General features: G+C 63.2%; 15 protein-coding genes and 1 other RNA gene. 2 read left to right on the top strand and 14 right to left on the bottom strand.

What is annotated here, in order from left to right; genetic code table 11:
* Positions 1 to 7 precede the first annotated feature (7 nt).
* Genes mraY through mraZ form a run of 7 tightly spaced genes read right to left on the bottom strand, consistent with a single transcriptional unit; the run spans position 8 to position 7,664 of the window.
* Entirely contained in the window at positions 8 to 1,090 is a 1,083-nt protein-coding gene (gene mraY, locus X738_RS55470) for a phospho-N-acetylmuramoyl-pentapeptide-transferase (protein ID WP_023798736.1), read from the bottom strand.
* Positions 1,091 to 1,114: 24 nt separating this feature from the next.
* The gene (locus tag X738_RS55465; protein WP_023798735.1) at positions 1,115 to 2,548 is read right to left on the bottom strand and encodes a UDP-N-acetylmuramoylalanyl-D-glutamyl-2,6-diaminopimelate--D-alanyl-D-alanine ligase; all 1,434 of its coding nucleotides are present in this window, start codon (positions 2,546 to 2,548) and stop codon (positions 1,115 to 1,117) included.
* Complete coding sequence (locus X738_RS55460; RefSeq protein WP_023798734.1) at positions 2,545 to 4,002, bottom strand: UDP-N-acetylmuramoyl-L-alanyl-D-glutamate--2,6-diaminopimelate ligase; 1,458 nt, start codon at positions 4,000 to 4,002, stop codon at positions 2,545 to 2,547. The genes X738_RS55465 and X738_RS55460 overlap by 4 nt, the downstream gene beginning before the upstream one ends.
* 54 nt (positions 4,003 to 4,056) lie before the next feature.
* The gene (locus X738_RS55455; RefSeq protein WP_031254740.1) at positions 4,057 to 5,784 is read right to left on the bottom strand and encodes a peptidoglycan D,D-transpeptidase FtsI family protein; all 1,728 of its coding nucleotides are present in this window, start codon (positions 5,782 to 5,784) and stop codon (positions 4,057 to 4,059) included.
* A complete protein-coding gene (gene ftsL / locus X738_RS55450; protein ID WP_023798732.1) occupies positions 5,781 to 6,173 on the bottom strand; it encodes a cell division protein FtsL in 393 nt (130 codons plus the stop codon). Before ftsL ends, X738_RS55455 begins: the two co-directional genes overlap by 4 nt.
* 4 nt (positions 6,174 to 6,177) lie before the next feature.
* Positions 6,178 to 7,209, bottom strand: coding sequence for a 16S rRNA (cytosine(1402)-N(4))-methyltransferase RsmH (gene rsmH, locus X738_RS55445; protein WP_023798731.1), 1,032 nt, complete (start codon positions 7,207 to 7,209; stop codon positions 6,178 to 6,180).
* On the bottom strand, positions 7,206 to 7,664 hold the full coding sequence (mraZ, locus tag X738_RS55440) for a division/cell wall cluster transcriptional repressor MraZ (RefSeq protein ID WP_023798730.1): 459 nt from the start codon (positions 7,662 to 7,664) through the stop codon (positions 7,206 to 7,208). Before mraZ ends, rsmH begins: the two co-directional genes overlap by 4 nt.
* Positions 7,665 to 8,091: 427 nt before the next feature.
* Between mraZ and X738_RS55435 the strand changes: the two genes are divergently transcribed.
* A complete protein-coding gene (locus tag X738_RS55435; protein WP_023798729.1) occupies positions 8,092 to 9,207 on the top strand; it encodes a cystathionine gamma-lyase in 1,116 nt (371 codons plus the stop codon).
* Between the two features lie 9 nt (positions 9,208 to 9,216).
* Here the strand turns inward: X738_RS55435 and X738_RS55430 are convergent, their stop codons facing one another.
* From X738_RS55430 to X738_RS55405, 7 genes are all read right to left on the bottom strand, one after another.
* Positions 9,217 to 9,417, bottom strand: coding sequence for a type II toxin-antitoxin system RelE/ParE family toxin (locus X738_RS55430; RefSeq protein WP_245277637.1), 201 nt, complete (start codon positions 9,415 to 9,417; stop codon positions 9,217 to 9,219).
* An 88-nt stretch (positions 9,418 to 9,505) separates the two neighbouring features.
* On the bottom strand, positions 9,506 to 9,790 hold the full coding sequence (locus X738_RS55425; protein ID WP_023798727.1) for a type II toxin-antitoxin system ParD family antitoxin: 285 nt from the start codon (positions 9,788 to 9,790) through the stop codon (positions 9,506 to 9,508).
* A gap of 299 nt (positions 9,791 to 10,089) precedes the next feature.
* Positions 10,090 to 10,487, bottom strand: an RNA gene (gene rnpB, locus X738_RS80815) — RNase P RNA component class A.
* Positions 10,488 to 10,547: 60 nt separating this feature from the next.
* Entirely contained in the window at positions 10,548 to 11,339 is a 792-nt protein-coding gene (locus tag X738_RS55420) for a lytic transglycosylase domain-containing protein (RefSeq protein WP_023798726.1), read from the bottom strand.
* A 183-nt stretch (positions 11,340 to 11,522) separates the two neighbouring features.
* Positions 11,523 to 12,284 (bottom strand): N-acetylmuramoyl-L-alanine amidase, encoded by a 762-nt coding sequence (locus tag X738_RS55415; protein WP_023798725.1) that lies wholly within the window; start codon positions 12,282 to 12,284, stop codon positions 11,523 to 11,525.
* Positions 12,281 to 13,000 carry a J domain-containing protein gene (locus tag X738_RS55410; RefSeq protein ID WP_023798724.1) on the bottom strand — a complete coding sequence of 240 codons (720 nt, stop codon included), beginning with the start codon at positions 12,998 to 13,000 and terminating at the stop codon, positions 12,281 to 12,283. The genes X738_RS55415 and X738_RS55410 overlap by 4 nt, the downstream gene beginning before the upstream one ends.
* A 311-nt stretch (positions 13,001 to 13,311) precedes the next feature.
* Positions 13,312 to 13,512, bottom strand: a complete 201-nt coding sequence (locus X738_RS55405; RefSeq protein ID WP_023798723.1) for a hypothetical protein — start codon at positions 13,510 to 13,512, stop codon at positions 13,312 to 13,314.
* A 200-nt stretch (positions 13,513 to 13,712) separates the two neighbouring features.
* Here X738_RS55405 and X738_RS55400 point away from each other — a divergent pair, with 200 nt between their 5' ends.
* Entirely contained in the window at positions 13,713 to 17,630 is a 3,918-nt protein-coding gene (locus X738_RS55400) for a hydantoinase B/oxoprolinase family protein (RefSeq protein ID WP_023798722.1), read from the top strand.
* Positions 17,631 to 17,696 lie beyond the last annotated feature (66 nt).

Raw genomic sequence — 17,696 nt, 5'->3', positions numbered from 1 at the left:
CGGCCTCCTATCGCAGCTTGAGGGTCGACAGGCCGACCAGCGCCAGGATGACGGCGATGATCCAGAAGCGGATCACCACCTGGCTTTCGGTCCAGCCGAGCTTTTCGAAATGATGGTGGATCGGCGCCATCAGGAATACCCGCTTGCCGGTCATCTTGAAGTAGCCGACCTGGATGATGACCGACAGGATCTCGACAACGAACAGGCCGCCGACGATGACCAGCACGATCTCGTGCTTGGTGGCAACCGCAACCGTGCCGATCAGGCCGCCAAGCGCCAGCGAGCCGGTATCGCCCATGAAGATCGCCGCCGGCGGTGCGTTGAACCACAGGAAGCCGAGGCCGGCGCCGATCACTGCGCCGAGGACCACCGCCAATTCACCGGTGCCGGGCACGAAATGGATCTGCAAATACTCGGCGAAGACCGCATTGCCGGACAGGTAGGCGATGACGCCGAAGGACGCCGCCGCGATCATGATCGGCACGATCGCAAGGCCGTCGAGGCCATCGGTCAGGTTCACCGCGTTGCCGGCGCCTACGATGACGAAGCACGAGAACGGGATGAAGAACCAGCCGAGATTGATGAGGAACTCCTTGGCGAAGGGGAAGGTCAGCGACGATGAGAACGGCGCCTGGCCATTGTGCATGATCACCCAGGCGGCGATGCCGGCGATGACGAATTCAAGCCCCAGCCGCGCCTTGCCAGAGAAGCCGAGATGCGATTGCTTCGTCACCTTGAGATAATCGTCGTAGAACCCGATCGAGCCGAAACCCAGGGTCACCAGCAGCACCACCCAGACATAGATGCTGGACAGGTTCGCCCACAACAGCGACGAGCCGATGATGCCGCACAGGATCATCAGCCCGCCCATGGTCGGCGTGCCGGCTTTCTTGAAATGCGTCTGTGGCCCGTCGGCGCGGATCGGCTGGCCCTTGCCCTGCCGCAGCCTCAGCGAATTGATAATGGCCGGGCCGAAGATGAAGACGATCAGCGCCGCGGTGATCAGCGCGCCGCCGGTGCGGAAGGTTATATAGCGGAAGACGTTGAAGACCGAGATCTTGTCCGCGAATTCGACGAGCAGTGTGAACATGCGATTCGGTCCCCGGACCTGGCTCTAGGTCTGTTTGGCGGTTGCGGCTGCCGCCGGAAATTTGCTGAGCAGTGCGTCGACCAATTTGGAAAACCCGATGCCTTTCGACGATTTGATCATCACCACGTCGCCCGGCTTCAGTGCCGACAGAAGCACCAGTTTCAGATCCTCTGCGCCGGCGCGATATTCTGTCTCGATCTCATCAGGCAGGATATCGGCCAGCGCCCGCATTTGCGGGCCGGCGAGAAAGACCGTGCGCGTGTCGGTGCCGACGATGAGATCGGCAAGGGCGGCGTGCAGCTTCGCCGAATGGTCGCCGAGCTCGAGCATGTCGCCGAGCACCGCGATGCGCCTGCCTTCGCCCGACACCGGCGTCGCGTTGAGCAGCGCCATTGCTGCGCTCATCGACGCCGGATTGGCGTTGTAGCTCTCGTCGATCAGCGTGATCGGACCTTTCGGGTGGCGCAGCACATGGCGCTTGCCGCGTCCGCGTTCGGCCGAAAGATCGGCCAGCGCCGGCGCCACCCTGGCGATGTCGGCGCCGACCAGGTGCGCGGCGCCCAGCACGGCCAGCACATTCTGCACCATGTGTCGGCCCGGCGCGCCGACCCTGGCGGTGATCTCCTGACCGCCGATCTTGGCAGTGATGACGGAATGATCGGCATGCAGCGCGCATGTCAGCAGCTTGAAGGTCGCACGGGCATTCTCGCCAAAGCCGTAGATGTGCTCGACGCCGGCGGCTCTCGCCATCTTGTCCAGAAGCTTCCAGCGCGGGTCGTCGCGGTTGAGAAGGACGGCGCCGTCCGGTTCCAGTCCTTCGAAAATCTCGGCCTTGGCCCTGGCGATCTCGTCCAGGTTGCGGAAGAAGCCGAGATGTGCCGCGGCGATCAGCGTGACGATGGCGACATGCGGCCGGACCATCCTGGCCAGTGGCCGGACCTCGTCAGGATGGTTCATGCCGATCTCGAACACGGCATAGTCGCAATCCACAGGCAGCCGCGCCAGCGTCAGCGGCACGCCCCAGTGGTTGTTGAAAGACTGCGCCGATGCGTGCACCTTGCCGACTACGGACAGCACATGGCGCAGCGCTTCCTTGGTGGTGGTCTTGCCCGCCGAACCGGTCACCGCGATGATCTTGGCATTCGAGCGCGCGCGCGCGGCCAGCCCCAGCTTTTCCAGCGCGGCCAAGACGTCCTGCACGACGATCATCGGCGCCGTCAGCCGCCCGAGCGACGGCAACTTGCCCTCAGCGACGACCAGCACGCCGGCGCCGGCCTTGATGGCGGCGGTCGCGAAATCATGGCCGTCCATCGCCTCGCCCTTGATCGCGAAGAAAGCATCACCCGGCTCAAGGCTGCGGCTGTCGATCGAGATGCCGCCGATACCCTCCGGCATCGCACCGAGCGGTCGTCCGCCCATGGCGGCGACAAGATCCTCTGACGTCCACAGCAAGCTCATGCGGCGTGCTCCTGGAGCGCGGCGCGGACTTCCTCATGGTCGGAAAAATGCAGCGTCTCGGCGCCGACGGTCTGGCCTTCCTCATGCCCCTTGCCGGCCACGATCAGCGTATCGCCGGCATGGAGCATGGCGACTGCCTCGTGGATCGCCTTGCGCCGGTCACCGATCTCGATGCCGCCGGGTGCAGCGGCAAGAATCGCGGCACGGATCGTTTCGGGCACTTCCGAGCGCGGATTGTCGTCGGTGACGATTACGACATCGGCGAGCCGCGTGGCGATCTCGCCCATGATCGGACGCTTGCCACGGTCGCGGTCGCCGCCGCAGCCGAACACGACGATGACGCGGCCGGTGGTGAACGGCCGCACCGAAGCCAACACGTTTTCCAGCGCGTCCGGCTTGTGCGCGTAATCGACATAGACCGGCGCACCGTTGGCAGCGGTGCCAACAAGGTCCAGCCGGCCCGGGGCGCCCTTCAATTTCTCCAACGCCATCAGGGCTTTGGCGGCAGGTGTTCCAGTAGAAATGGCGAGGCCCGCCGAAACCAGGGCATTGGCGATCTGGAAATCGCCGGCCAGCGGCAGGTCGATCTCGTGGAGAACGCCATCGACTTCCACCTCGGCACGCTGGCGGTGGCGCTCGTGCTCGACCCGCTTCAGTGTCAGGAACTCGCCGTGGCGGCCGACCGTCAGCACATCCAGTCCCGCGGCCCTTGCCGCCTGGATCGTCGGCTCCGACCAGGGATCGTCGGCAAAGATGACGGCCGGCGCGCCCTTCGGCAGCAGCGCGTCGAACAGGCGCAGCTTGGCGCGATGATAGTCCTCGACTGTCGGATGATAGTCCATATGATCGCGGCCGAGATTGGTGAACCCGCCGGCTGCGAGTTTCACGCCATCAAGCCGGCGCTGATCGAGACCATGGCTGGAGGCCTCCATCGATGCGTGGGTGACGCCGGCATCCGCCAGTTCGCGCAGCAGCCTGTGCAGGTCGACCGGGTCGGGGGTGGTCAGCGAGCCGTACTCGTTGCGGCCCGGCGCCACCACGCCGGTCGTGCCGATCGAAGCAGCGGCAAAGCCTGACTGCTCCCAGATCTGCCTGGTGAAAGCCGCAACCGATGTCTTGCCGCTGGTGCCGGTCACCGCGACCATCGTTTGCGGCTGCCTGCCGAAGTAGCGGGCCGCACTCAGCGCCAGCGCCAGGCGCGGATCGTCGACGGCGAAAACCGGCACCGGCAGTCCGGTGACGGCGCCGCTGCCCTTGCCGGTCACGATCGCTGCGGCGCCGCGCTTGGCGGCATCGGCGGAATAGGCCGCGCCATCGGTCTTGGTGCCAGCGAGCGCGAAGAAGACCACGCCCGGTCCTACCTGGCGGGAATCCGAAGAAATCCCGGTAACCTCCGTATCGAAGGAAGCTGTCCCCTCGACAGGCAGGATACCGGCTAGGTCTTTCAGCTTCATCGAACCCCGTTCATAGCAACAAAATAGCGCGCAGTTGCCGGCGCGCCCTCAGAATCACTGATAGGAAACCAGCGTTGCGCCATTTTCATGGCTGAAATCTGGCTTCACGCCAAGCATGGAAGCCGAACGTCGGATAATGTTTGCAGCCATGGCGCCTGCATTCGAGGCGGCCGTCGCACCCATGCCGGGTTTTTCCGGCTTCGGTTCGTCGGCGATGGTAAGCACGATGTATTGCGGATCGTCCATCGGGAACGCCGCGACGAAGGCGTTGAAGTTCTTGTCCTTTGAGTAGCGACCGTTGACAACCTTCTCGGCCGTTCCCGTCTTGCCGCCGACGCGATAACCTGGGACCCTGGCGTTCCTGCCTGAGCCTTTCTCGGCATTGAGTGCATAGAGATAGCGCATGTTCTCGGATGTCTTGTCGCTGACGACTTTCTTGGCCACCGACATCGCCTGTTCCTGCGCCCGTCTCAGGAATGTCGGCTGGATCAGATAGCCGCCGTTCATCAGCGCGGCACAGCCGACCGCCGTCTGCAGCGGCGTCGTCGACACACCGTGACCAAAGGCGATGGTGATCGAATGGACCTGTTTCCAGACTTTTGGCTCGGTCGGGCGGGCGACCTCAGGCAGTTCCGTCTGCATTCTCTCGAGGATGCCCAGGCGATGCAGGAATTCGCGGTGCCCCTCGATGCCGACCGCTTCAGCTTCCTTGGCCGAACCGATGTTGGACGAATAGATGAACACTTCGGGCACCGACAGCACCCGGGACTTGCCATGAAAATCATGGATGGTCTGGCGGCCGATCCTGATCGGGCGCGTAGCGTCGAAACGGCTTTCCAGCGTCACTTTGCCGGAATCGAGCGCCATGGCGGTGGTAAAGCTCTTCAAGGTCGAGCCCATCTCGTAGAGCCCGGCCGACATGCGGTTCAAGCGGTCCTTGTCGTGCGCATTATAGGGGTTGTTCGGATCGAAATCCGGAACCGAGGCCATCGCGACCACTTCGCCGGTCTTGACGTTGAGAACGACGGCGCCCGCCGCGATTGCGCGGTATTTTTCCATGCCGGTGGCGACCTCATCACGCACGATATGCTGGACGCGCAGGTCGATCGAGAGCTGCACCGGCTTCAGATCCTTGGCCACCGCCAGGCCGGACGCCTGAAGATCGCTCAGCCCCTGTTCGTCGATGTATTTCTCCATGCCGGAGATGCCCTGGTTGTCGATGTTGGTGAGGCCGACAATGTAGGACGAGGTTTCGCCGGCCGGGTAGAAGCGGCGCTTTTCGGTGCGGAAGCCGATGCCCGGAATGCCGAGCTGCAGAATCTCCGATTGTTGCTTGGGCGTCAGTTGCCGCTGCAGCCAGACGAAGCCGGCGCCGCTCTTCAGCTTGTGATAGGTCTGCTCGTAGTCGATTTCGGGAAGCACCGTCGCCAGTTTTTCGATCGCCTCGTCGGCGTCGACAATGCGGCGCGGTTCGGCAAACAGCGACGCCGTCTTGATGTCGGTCGCCAGAACTTCGCCGTTGCGGTCGACGATGTCAGGCCGGGACGCCGTCACCCGGCTCTGCGGACCGCCGGACAGGTCGGGGTTCTGGAAACCGAGATAGACCAGCCGCCCGGTGATGGTCAGATAGATGCCGAAAAACACCGCCATCGTCATCACGACGCGGGTCCTGCCCTTGCCGCCGGTCGCCTTGCGGGCGCCTTCGACCACAATCGATCCGTCGTCACCGGACTTGGCGCGGCGCGTCAGCAGACTGGTCATCACTGGAAGTCTGGCGATCATTGGACGATGCCTCCGGTGACCACGGGGTCGTTGCCCATCGGTTCCTTGCTGGAACTGTCGGCCATGCCGCCCAGCCGCTCGGACGAAAGGTCCTCGATGGTGAGGGGTTTTGCCGGCAGATCGTCCAGCCCGATGATCTGGCGGGCGCTGACCGGCTCGAGCTCGAGTTGCGATTTATAGGTCTCGGCCAGCTTTTGCAGGCGCGACGGTTGGGTAAGCAGGCTCCAGTCCGCCTTGAGGAGATCGATCGTATCCTCCTCGTAGCGGATCTGCGCCTGGATCTTGTGCACCGCCGCCAATTGTTCCTCGGCCTCGCGCTTGGTCTTGAAGGTCAAGGCCGCGGCCGAAACCATGACGGCGATAAGGACTATGTCGCTGGTACGAAACACGTGCTCACCTCTCTCCCGGCCGCTCGGCACCGGGAAGTTTTGGATCAGGAAGTTTTGGAAGCCCGAAAATCGAAAAATCGCCGGCGCGCGCCGGCGCGTCGGTGCGGATCGCCGCGCGCAGCCTTGCCGAGCGCGCCCGCGGATTGGCCGATATCTCGGCCTCACCGGGCGTCACGCCGCTGCCCACCTTTTTGAAGGTGGCGCTGCGCGCCTGCGCCTCGGGCAGGTGCCGCGATCCGGTCGCCGCATCGGCGCGATCGGCGATGAAGCGTTTGACGATGCGGTCTTCCAGGGAATGGAACGTCACCACGGCCAGCCGTCCGCCCGGTTTCAGCACGCGTTCAGCCGCAAACAGCGCTTTGGCCAGTTCGCCGAGTTCGTCATTGACGAAAATGCGCAGCGCCTGGAAGACGCGGGTCGCTGGATGGATCTTGTCCTTCGGCGCGCGGCCGATATGCGTCTCAATGGCGTCTGCAAGGTCGAGCGTGCGCTCGAACGGATGTTTTTCGCGACGGCTTTCAATCATGCGGGCGATGCGGCCGGCATGGCGCTCTTCGCCAAGAAACCCGAAGATGCGGGCAAGATCGCCCACCTTGAAAGAGTTGACGACATCGGCGGCGCTGAGGCCAGCCTGCGCCATGCGCATATCGAGCGGTCCGTCGGCACGGAACGAAAAACCGCGCTCCGCCTGATCGATCTGCATGGAGGAGATGCCGATGTCGAGCACGACGCCGTCAGCGCTTTCGACATGCTCGTCCAATGTCGAGAACGGCGCCTGAACAAGCCGGAGCCTGCCGCCCGATTGTTGCTCGAGAACACGACCGGCAGCAATCGCATCCGGATCGCGGTCGATCGCGACAACCGAGGCGCCGCTCGCCAGAATGGCTTTGGAGTAGCCGCCGGCGCCGAATGTGCCGTCGACGACCACCTCGCCCGTCTTGGGCGAAAGCGCCTCCAGCACTTCGGCAAGGAGGACCGGAATGTGACGGGCTGGTCCGCCAACGGCGTGAGGGTCATCGCCGTAGCCCGCCATCATTCCGGCCGCTCCCCAGGCTTCGTCCCCTGCCGAAGCTGCAAAAGCCGGGCGCGTGCTTCCGCCCCATAGGCGGTGAGCCGTCCAGGTTCCCAGATCTGAAAGAAATTGCCGCGGCCGACAAAAGCCACTTCCGCGGAAATGCCGGTATGCTCGCGGATGAAATCGGTCATCGAGATGCGGCCGTCCTGATCGAGCTTGAGAAAGGTTCCATCGCCATGGCAGAAGAACGACATGTCGTCCGAGGTCTGCAGGAAGGGGTCTTCCTGCGCGATGCGCTGCTCGTAGCGGTCGAGCAGGTCGAGCCCACCGACATCCATCGCCGGACGGTCCAGGCAGCGCAGCGCATAGAGTTCCGAATAACCGCGCTTCTGCACAACCGCACGGAAATGCGCTGGAACGGACACCCGCCCCTTCGCATCGATCCTGTTCACCGCGCTTGACAGAAACCGGTCCATTACGCGTTACGGCCGCTTGCGCCGCCGCACCCCTCTGCATCTTCCCGCCCGCGCCGCCGCAGCACGGTCCCTGCCCAAAACTCACTTCGCTCCAAAAGGCAAAAACAGGCGAACGCGCAGCCGCCGCGGCTGCCCGATTGGCGTACGCTTCACCCTGACGCGGAACGAAGGCTTGAATATCTGAATGGGATATCATGGGGTACTATGGGCGTCAACGGGAATAGGCTTCACAAAAACGCGCGCCACAACCGATGAGGGCAGCTTTGACGGCACTCCCGTGTTTATGCTCCATTAAGCCTAACGAAGCGTTTAGAGCGGTTTGGCCTAACCGGAGGCGGCTTGCCGCGGAGCGCCACCACGCATAGCGTCGGCCTGTCTTTTCTCGGTCAGAAACAGGTTCTTTTCTCGGTGAGAAGGTTGAAAATACATGTCCGAAACAGCCAAATCGCGCGCGGCCACCCTTGCCCATTTGCGTGGCGTCAAGCTCGCCAAGGGCGACCCGGTCTCGCTGCCGCTGACAATGACGACCACTTTCCATCTGCCCGGCAATCCGGCCGGCGTCAGCCAGTACGGGCGCTACGACAATCCGACATGGGAAGCGGTGGAAGACATGCTCGGCCACCTCGAGAACGCGCCGTCCGTAGCGTTCCCGTCGGGCATGGCCGCGATCGCGGCGGTCTTCTTCGCGCTGCTCAAGGCGGGCGATCGCATCCTGTTGCCGTCCGACGGTTACTACACGCCGCGCCTGCTTGCCGAGCGCTTCCTCAAACCTTTCGATGTCCCGTTCGACACACGACCGACCAAGTCCTTTGTGGACGGCGGTTTTTCCGGCTACCGGCTGGTGTTCGTCGAGACCCCATCCAATCCCGGGCTGGACATTTGCGACCTGGCCGGCGTGGCGCGCCTTGCGCACGAGGCCGGCGCGCTGGTCGTCGCCGACAACACCACGATGACGCCTTACGGTCAGCGCCCGCTCGACCTCGGCGCCGATATCGTCGTTGCTGCTGACACAAAAGCGCCCAATGGCCATTCCGACGCGCTGTTCGGCCATGTCGCCAGCCGTGACGCCGGCATCATCACCGCCATCCGCGAGTGGCGCAAACTGTCGGGCTCCATCCCCGGACCATTCGAAGCCTGGCTGGTCCATCGAGGCCTCGAGACACTGGAGGTCCGCTTCGACCGCATGTGCAAATCGGCCGAACTGATCGCCCGACGCCTGACAGATCATCGGGCCGTGAAATCCGTCCGCTTTCCTGGACTGGAGGATGATCCTTCACACAATCTGGCGACCACCCAGATGGAGCGTTTCGGCTTCCTTGTCGGTCTCGACCTGGGGAGTGAAGCCAGGGCCGAAGCGTTCATCGGCGCCTGCGCCCTGATCCAGCCGGCGACCTCCTTCGGCGGCGTCCACTCTTCGGCCGAACGGCGCGCCCGTTGGGGTGATGCGGTGCCGCCCGGCTTTGTTCGCCTGTCGGTCGGCTGCGAGCCGGTGGAAGCGCTTTGGCATGCGATCGAGGCGTCACTGGACGGCGTCGACGGTTGAGCGAACCGATCACGAAGCCAGATCGTCGGCTTCGATACTGCGCCGGCCATGCAGCACACGCAGGATCTCGACTGCATCCGCGCCGACACGGTACAAGGTGAGGTATTCGCCGACGACCAGATGGCGGATGCCGGGCGCAATGTCTTCGCGCGGTGCGTCCGAGAAAGGATGCAAGGTCAGCAAATCCCAACGCCTCTCCAGGATTTTCACGAGGCGGATCGCCGCATCAGGGTTGTGTTCGGCAATGTAGTCGCCGACCGTTCGAGGTCGATTAATGCCTGAGGAAGCAGGCGGTATTTCACTCCTCAAGGCCTTTGGCCTCGGCCATTTTCAGATATTTGGCGCGCAGTCGTTCCATGATTGACGGGCCGTCCAGCGCCGGCCCGCTGTCGATCCCCTCCTGCACCAGCTTGCGCAACTCCTCGAGCGTGTAGCCGTGCAAGTCACGGCGGTCCTTCCATTGCCTGAGCGCGTCGCGGATCACCTCACTCGCCGAAGCATATTCGCCGGCGGCGACCACATCGTCGACCGCCGCCGCCAATTCCGGCGAGAGCGTGATGCTGCGTTTGTCGACCTGACCCATGGTGCGCTCCTGATACCGCCCGTACTAATGCATGTCGCGCAAAAGTGTGCAGCGGTTCTGCGACATGCATAAACAACAACCTAAAGCGCGTCGCGAGAGGACGGTCGAACGCGACGCGCTTTAGGAAAGTACGATTTAATCGCACCAGTTTCAAGAAACGCTTGCTCCATGCACAGCCCAGTAAAAGCTGATTCAGTCAATGAAGCGCCTGAACCAGCAAGCGCGCCCGAAGACGCAACCTGCTGATATCAGGGAGTTTCCCCCTAGAATCTGGACGAAAACGTAGAATCTGGACGAAAATTGCCAGCTGGCCTGTAAGCCGGGTTCTGTATGGCCCTCGCCCCTTGCGGCGCGAGAACGTGGCGGCCATTCATCTTGGGCGCATGTTGCCATGCGCCTCACGCAACCTACCCGGGCGGTGAGCCGGAAACAGCCCTCGAGGGTTTCCCCTCGCACCGCCCCTATTCGGTCTTGCTCCCGGTGGGGTTTACCGTGCCGCTCCTGTTGCCAGTCGCGCGGTGGGCTCTTACCCCACCCTTTCACCCTTACCACGACGGATCGTGGCGGTTTGCTTTCTGTGGCACTTTCCCTAGGGTCTCCCCCGCCGGCCATTAACCGGCACCGTGTCTCCATGGAGCCCGGACTTTCCTCACCCGCAGCCTTTCGGCTTCGCGGGTGCGGCCGCCCGGCCAGCTGGCAAGGCGTATAAAGGGATTCACATTCGAAAACGCAAACAAAAAAAGCAGGTCCCGGTCTATTACGCCGGCGCTCCAAGCGCGGCCAGCTGCACTTTGACCTTGCCGCAATAGGCCGCGGAAATCGGGTTCATCCGCTTGGCGCCATGGCCGGCATTGTACTTCAGGATCGTGCCGCAGGTCGTGCCGTCGCCGAGGTTGCGCGCCATGGCGAGGTATTTCATGCCGTATTTGATGTTGGTTTCGGGATCGTGGAGGCCCTTGATCGAGCCGCTGTAGCCCATCATCCGCGCCGTCGACGGCTTGATCTGCATCAGGCCGATCTCACCGGCGCGGCCGACCTGGTTCGGCTGAAACCTGCTCTCGATCATGATGACGGCCTTGGCGAGCGAGACCGGCACACCATTGCTGGCCGCATGACGCTCGATGATCGTCGAATACTGGCCGCTATCGCCAGCGGCCGCCGGCTTCGGCGCCGCCGCCCGGCTTTGCCGGCCGATCGACGCCGTCGTCGCCTGGTCGATGCGGGTCCTGTTGCGCTTCACATGCCGCTTGGAGACTGCCTTCTTTGCAAGAACTGGCTTCTTTGCAACGACTGCCTTCTTTGCAGAGACCTTTTCCGCCTTTGCGGATGCTGGCTTTTTCGCTTTCACCGCAGCAACTTTTTTCGCCTTTGCGGAGGCTGTCCTTTTTTCTCCGGCATCTTGCCCGGCTTTCGGCGTGGCAGTCTTATCGGACGCGGTCATGAAACCCTGGTCGGCCCGCTGGCTCAAAGGCGCGCCATTGGCCGCACCGATGGCAAAAGTCATTACGCCGGCAGCAACAGCTGCCGTTAAAACGGTCAATTTCTGCATGGGATCCTGTTCTGTTTGAACCGCGCGAAGAACTTCACGCAGCTACGCCAATCAACGTCGGAACATTTTGGAGGCTGTAGGTCCGACAACTCGCACGGATCGCCTTTGACGGTCGAATTTGCGGCAAAAAAGGCGGGGCAAGTCACTTTAAATGACAGGCTGTAACTTACAGCCAGGAAAAGACTACTTGGACGGAACTGCCCTCACCGAGCCAAGCAGCCGTTCCAGCGTGCGAAATGTCGATCCGTCGGCCACGCCATCCACTTTGCGTTGCCGGAAATGCCTCTGGAAAGCCTCGACCACGATTTCGGTTTGCCGCTCGAAAGCGCCTGATATCTCCACGCCATAACCGTAGAGCGCCAGCATCGACTGCAACGCCTCGACCTCGGCAGACGCGTCGCCGGCCTTCAGCACCGCGCCGCGCCTGACGGGTGCCGCTTCGACAAGATGGCCGACACCGGCCTCGAACAGGGCCTTCCAGGGGAATCTCTCGCCCGGGTCGATCTTGCGTCCCGGCGCCACGTCGGAATGGGCGAGCACCCGTTGAGCCGGGATGGAATGGCGCTGAACAATCCCCTTGCACAGGCCGATCAGGGCTTCGATCTGCCGTTTCGGAAAATTCCGGTAGCCCAGCGAATGTCCCGGATTGACGATCTCGATGCCGACCGAACAGGAGTTGATGTCGCTACGTCCGAACCAGGAACTCTTGCCGGCATGCCAGGCACGGTCGCTTTCCCTGACCATCTGGACGATGCGGCCGTCCTCATGGACGAGGTAGTGCGACGAAACCTCGCTGGCTGGATCGCACAGCCATGCTTCGGCACCGGCGCCGGTCTCCATGCCGGTGTAGTGCAGCACGATCATGTCGACCGTCTCGCGTCGTGGACCGAAATTCGGCGATACCCTGACCTCGGCGCTCGGCTCGTCGGGCAGGAAGCCGCTCATGCGTGCCGCAGGCCCCGTTCGATCATCTCATAGGCCGCGTTGATCGCCGCTATCCTGCTGGTTGCGATCTTGATGAATTCCTGCGGCAGGCCGCGTGCGATCAGCCGGTCGGGATGGTTGTCCGAAACCAGCTTGCGGTAACGCTTCCTGACCTCCTCGAAGGTTTTTCCCCGCTCGATGCCGAGCACGACATACGGATCGGCCGCACCCAGATCGACGTGCCGGGCCAGAATGCTCTGGTAATGCGCCTCCTCGATCCGGAAGATCTCGGCGATGCGATGCAGGAACTGACCTTCGCGCTCGTGGACCAGCCCGTCGGCCTTGGCGATATGGAACAGCCCGTCGAGAATGTCCTCCAGCATCGCGCAGTTCGAATGGCCGGAGCCGCAAAGCTGCGCCATGCGCGCGGCATAGGTCTCGAAGCCGGCGATGTCGCGCTTGGCCAGATCGTAGAGCCGCGCCACATTGCGCGTCTGCTCCTTCGGCACTTCGAATATCTGCTGGAAGGCGCGCACCTCGTCCTGGGTGACGATGCCGTCGGCCTTGGCCATCTTGGCCGACAGCGCGATCATCGCCACCGAGAAGGCGACGCGCCGGCGCAGGTCGGGGTCGCCGGAGAAAACCGTGCGCACAGCCTCGACCACGTCGGCGACGCCGGACGAGGTTGAGGACGAAACGCGGGTGATGAAGTCGCCGAGGCGATCCCAAATCGACATGGGCACCTATTAGGGCTAACTGGCCGCCGCTATCAACCCCACCGCTATCAAGCTGAAGACAATGCCGCAGGGCCGGCCCAGCCGATTTCGCGGCCGCCTGAGCAGCCGGCGCAACCGTCGATCATGGAAATTAGCCGGCAGCAGCGGCCATGGCGCGCGAAACTGCAAGCCTTCGTCACCTCGCCATTTCGGCCCCTTCTGCTGGGCCAAAAAGTGACAGGCGAAACCGAGCTTGCGGCGGCGGCCGCAAGAAGACTGTCCTGAAGTCAGAAGGCCGGCACGATGCCGGCCTTCTGTTCATCACATAAGAATTACTGCGCCGGCGCAGATGGCTGTGCCGGAGCCGGCTCGGCCGGCTTGGTCGCGTCGGGAGCCGGCTGCATCGGCTGTTCGTTCGCCGGCGGATTGGTGCTTTGCGTGGTGGTGGCGTCCCCGCCCGTGCCGCTGTCGCTGCAAGCCGCAACGCCAAGCAGGGCAAGCGCCGAAACCGACGCAAGAATGAGTTTCTTCATGACATCTCTCCTCTAATCACGCCCCCGCTACCGGTGACGATCGAGGACAGAATGCACCGAATGCCCCATGGGTTTCATAACGTTGCATTTCCGTATGTAACATCATCTGCTTTTGCGTTGCCGGCGAAGCCATGGCGAATTAACACCAGAACATGGCGAATTAGCACATTGGAATCAATAAAATGCCCGGGAGAGCTGCCGTGACCGCCAAATGGGATTTCTGGATCGACCGCGGCGGCACCTTCACCGATGTCATCGGCCGGGACCCGCAAGGCGGGCTGCACCCGCGCAAGCTGCTATCCGAAAATCCCGAAGCCTATGCCGACGCCGCCATCCAGGGCATTCGCGATCTGCTCGGGCTAAAATCCGGCGCGCCGATCCCATCCGGCCTGATCGGCGACATCAAGATGGGCACCACCGTTGCCACCAACGCGCTTCTGGAGCGCAAGGGCGACCGTGTGCTGCTGCTCATCACCAGGGGATTTCGCGACGCGCTGAGGATCGCTTATCAGGCGCGGCCCGATATCTTCGCCAAGCAGATCATCCTTCCCGAACAGCTCAACGAGCGCGTCATCGAGGTCGATGAGCGCGTGCGCGCCGACGGCCGCGTCGAAAGGCTGCTCGACATCGCCGCCATGCGCCCGGCCATCGAACAAGCCAGGGCCGACGGCATCGACGCGGTGGCGATCGTGTTCATGCATGCCTGGAAATATCCCGACCACGAAAAGGCGGTTGCAAAAGTCTGCAGGAAACTGGGGTTTTCGCAGATCTCGGTCAGTCACGAGGTCTCGCCGCTCATCAAGCTGGTCGGCCGCGGCGACACGACCGTGGTCGACGCATATTTGTCGCCGATTCTGTCGCGCTATGTGCAGGGGGTGGCAGAAGAACTGGGCGTCCTCTCCCCCCTCGAGGGGGAGATGGCTGCGCAGCAGCCAGAGGGGGTCATCTCAGAAGGCACCGCCAACGAGTCGAACCCAGTCGAGCCGACCCCACCCGGCGGCTTCGCCGCCACCCTCCCCTCAAGGGGGAGGGAATCCCCTCGCCTGATGTTCATGATGTCATCCGGCGGCCTTACCGCCGCCGATATGTTCCAGGGCAAGGACGCGTTGCTGTCCGGTCCGGCCGGCGGCGTCGTCGGCATGGTCGAGACAGCAAAGCTCGCCGGTTTCGACAAGGTCATCGGCTTCGACATGGGCGGCACCTCAACCGACGTCGCTCATTATGACGGCCACTATGAGCGCGCCTTCGACACCGAGGTTGCCGGCGTGCGCATCCGCGCGCCGATGATGCGCATTCACACCGTCGCCGCCGGCGGCGGCTCCATCCTGCACTACGAGGCCGGCCGTTTTCGCGCCGGGCCGGATTCGGCCGGCGCCAATCCCGGCCCGGCCGCATACCGGCGCGGCGGCCCGCTGGCCGTCACCGACGCCAATGTCATGCTGGGCAAGCTGCAGCCCGACTTCTTCCCGGCCATTTTTGGACCCGGCCAGGACGAGCCGCTCGATGTGCAAACCGTGCGCGAGAAATTCGCCGCACTCGCCGCCGAAATCGGCGACGGCCGCACGCCGGAGGCGGTCGCCGAAGGGTTCGTCACCATCGCCGTCGAAAACATGGCCAACGCCATCAAGAAGATTTCCGTGCAGCGCGGCTACGACGTCACCGAGTATCTCCTGAACTGTTTTGGCGGCGCCGGCGGCCAGCACGCCTGCCTCGTTGCCGACGCACTCGGCATGGAGGCGGTGCTGATCCATCCCTTCTCCGGCCTGCTGTCGGCCTATGGCATTGGATTGTCCTCGATTTTTTCGTCGCGCCAGCAGGCGCTGCTGAAACCGCTGGCGGAAGTGTCCAGGCCGGCAATCGACGAGCTCATCGCGACGCTGCGCAAAGCCGTCATCGACGAACTTGCCGCGCAAGGCATTGCCGAGAACGCCGTCGCCTCGAAACCGGTGCTGCAGATCCGCTACGACGGCACCGACACCGCGCTGCCGGTGAATTTCGAGCACGGTTCGATCGCACGCGCCAAGGCGGATTTCGAATCAGCGCACAAGGCGCAGTTCGGCTTCGTCTATGACGACAAGCCGATGATCGTGGAATCGGTCGGCGTCGAAGGTATCGACAGCGGCGCCGCCGGCCGCGAGGAAAGTGATTCAATCTTTGAGGACATCGCCGCAAACCCTTCGGAAAATCGGCAAATCTTCATCGACGGCACCTGGCGAGACGCCGGCATTTTCCGCCGCGAGGCGCTCAAACCGGGGCACAAGCTAGGCGGCCCGGCCCTGGTCATCGAACCGAACCAGACCATCGTCGTCGAGCCGGGCTGGCAGGCCGAAATCACCGCCAGGAACCACGTGCTCCTGCGTCGCATCGAGAAAAAGCGCCGGCTGGCGGCGCTCGGCACCGAGGCCGATCCGGTCATGCTGGAGGTGTTCAACAACCTGTTCATGTCGATCGCCGAACAGATGGGCGTGACGCTGCAAAACACCGCCTATTCGGTCAACATCAAGGAACGGCTGGATTTCTCCTGTGCCGTCTTCGACCGCAATGGCGCGCTGGTCGCCAATGCGCCGCACATGCCGGTGCATCTCGGCTCCATGGACCGTTCGGTGGAAACCATCATCCGGCTCAACTCCGGCGACATTCACCCCGGCGACGTCTTTGCACTGAATGCGCCTTATAATGGCGGCACACATCTGCCCGACATCACCGTGGTGACGCCGGTCTTTGAGGATGGGCGCCCAATCTCCCCCCATGTGGGGGAGATGTCGGCGAAGCCGACAGAGGGGGGCGCTGTCCCGCCAACGCCTCCAATTGGCGAGCCGGCATACCGCGAAGCTGAGCGCTCGACGTTGCCCCCCTCTGCCCTGCCGGGCATCTCCCCCACAAGGGGGGAGATCGGCCAATCGCCAAAGATCCTCTTCTACGTCGCCTCGCGCGGCCATCATGCCGACATTGGCGGCACGGCGCCCGGCTCGATGACGCCGCTCGCCACCACCGTCGACGAGGAAGGCGTGCTGTTCGACAATTTCCGCATCGTCGATCGCGGCCGGTTCCGCGAGAAGGAGCTGGAGACGCTGCTCACCGACCACCCCTACCCGGCGCGCAATCCGCACCAGAACATCGCCGACCTCAAGGCGCAGGTTGCCGCCAATGAAAAGGGCGTTGCCGAGTTGCGCGAGATGGTCGCGCATTTCGGCCTTGGCGTGGTCGAGGCCTATATGGGCCATGTCCAGGACAATGCCGCCGAAAGCGTGCGCCGCGTGCTGGAGCGGCTGCCAGACAGCTCCGTATACGAGTATCCGACCGACACCGGCCAAATCATCAAGGTGAAGATATCGGTCGACCGGCAAAAGCGCGAGGCAACCGTCGACTTCACCGGCACATCGCCGGTCATGAAGAACAACTTCAACGCCCCCGAGCCGGTCGCCCGCGCAGCCGTGCTCTATGCGTTCCGCGTCATGGTCGAGGACATGATCCCGATGAATGCCGGGTGTCTGAGACCGATCAACATCATCATTCCCGAAGGTTGCATGCTGAAGCCGACCTACCCGGCCGCGGTCGTCGCCGGCAATGTCGAGACCTCGCAGCATGTCACCAATGCGCTGTTCGGCGCCATGGGCGCGATGGCCAATGCGCAAGGCACGATGAACAACCTCACCTTCGGCAACAAGCAGTACCAGTATTACGAGACGATCTGCTCCGGCTCGCCGGCAGGCCGGATGAACAGCGGTCGCGGCTTTGCCGGCACCTCCGGTGTCCACACCCACATGACCAATTCGCGCCTGACCGACCCGGAAGTGCTGGAGTTGCGGTTCCCCGTCCTGCTCGAGGATTTCCACATCCGCGAAGGCTCCGGCGGCAAAGGCAAATGGAGTGCCGGCGACGGCACCGAGCGCACCATCCGTTTCCTCGAAAAGATGGAATGCGCGATCCTGTCCTCACATCGCAATCGCCCGCCGCAAGGCCTGGACGGCGGCGGCGATGGCGAGGTCGGCTCGACCAAGGTTCGCCGCAAGGATGGCCGCATCGAAGTCCTGAAGGCTTGCGACCAGACGGTGCTCGAGGCCGGTGAAGCCGTCATCGTGACGACGCCGACGCCGGGCGGATTTGGCAACGCCTGAACTCGCCTCAACAGACTGTCACCGGCCTGTCATCCACCTGCGCTACCCGCTTGCGCCAGAGCAAAC

The sequence above is a fragment of the Mesorhizobium sp. L48C026A00 genome (genome assembly GCF_000502375.1).
Lineage (GTDB): Bacteria > Pseudomonadota > Alphaproteobacteria > Rhizobiales > Rhizobiaceae > Mesorhizobium > Mesorhizobium muleiense.
Note: the sequence above shows the minus strand (reverse complement) of the source record. Positions and strands in the feature narration are given on the sequence as shown.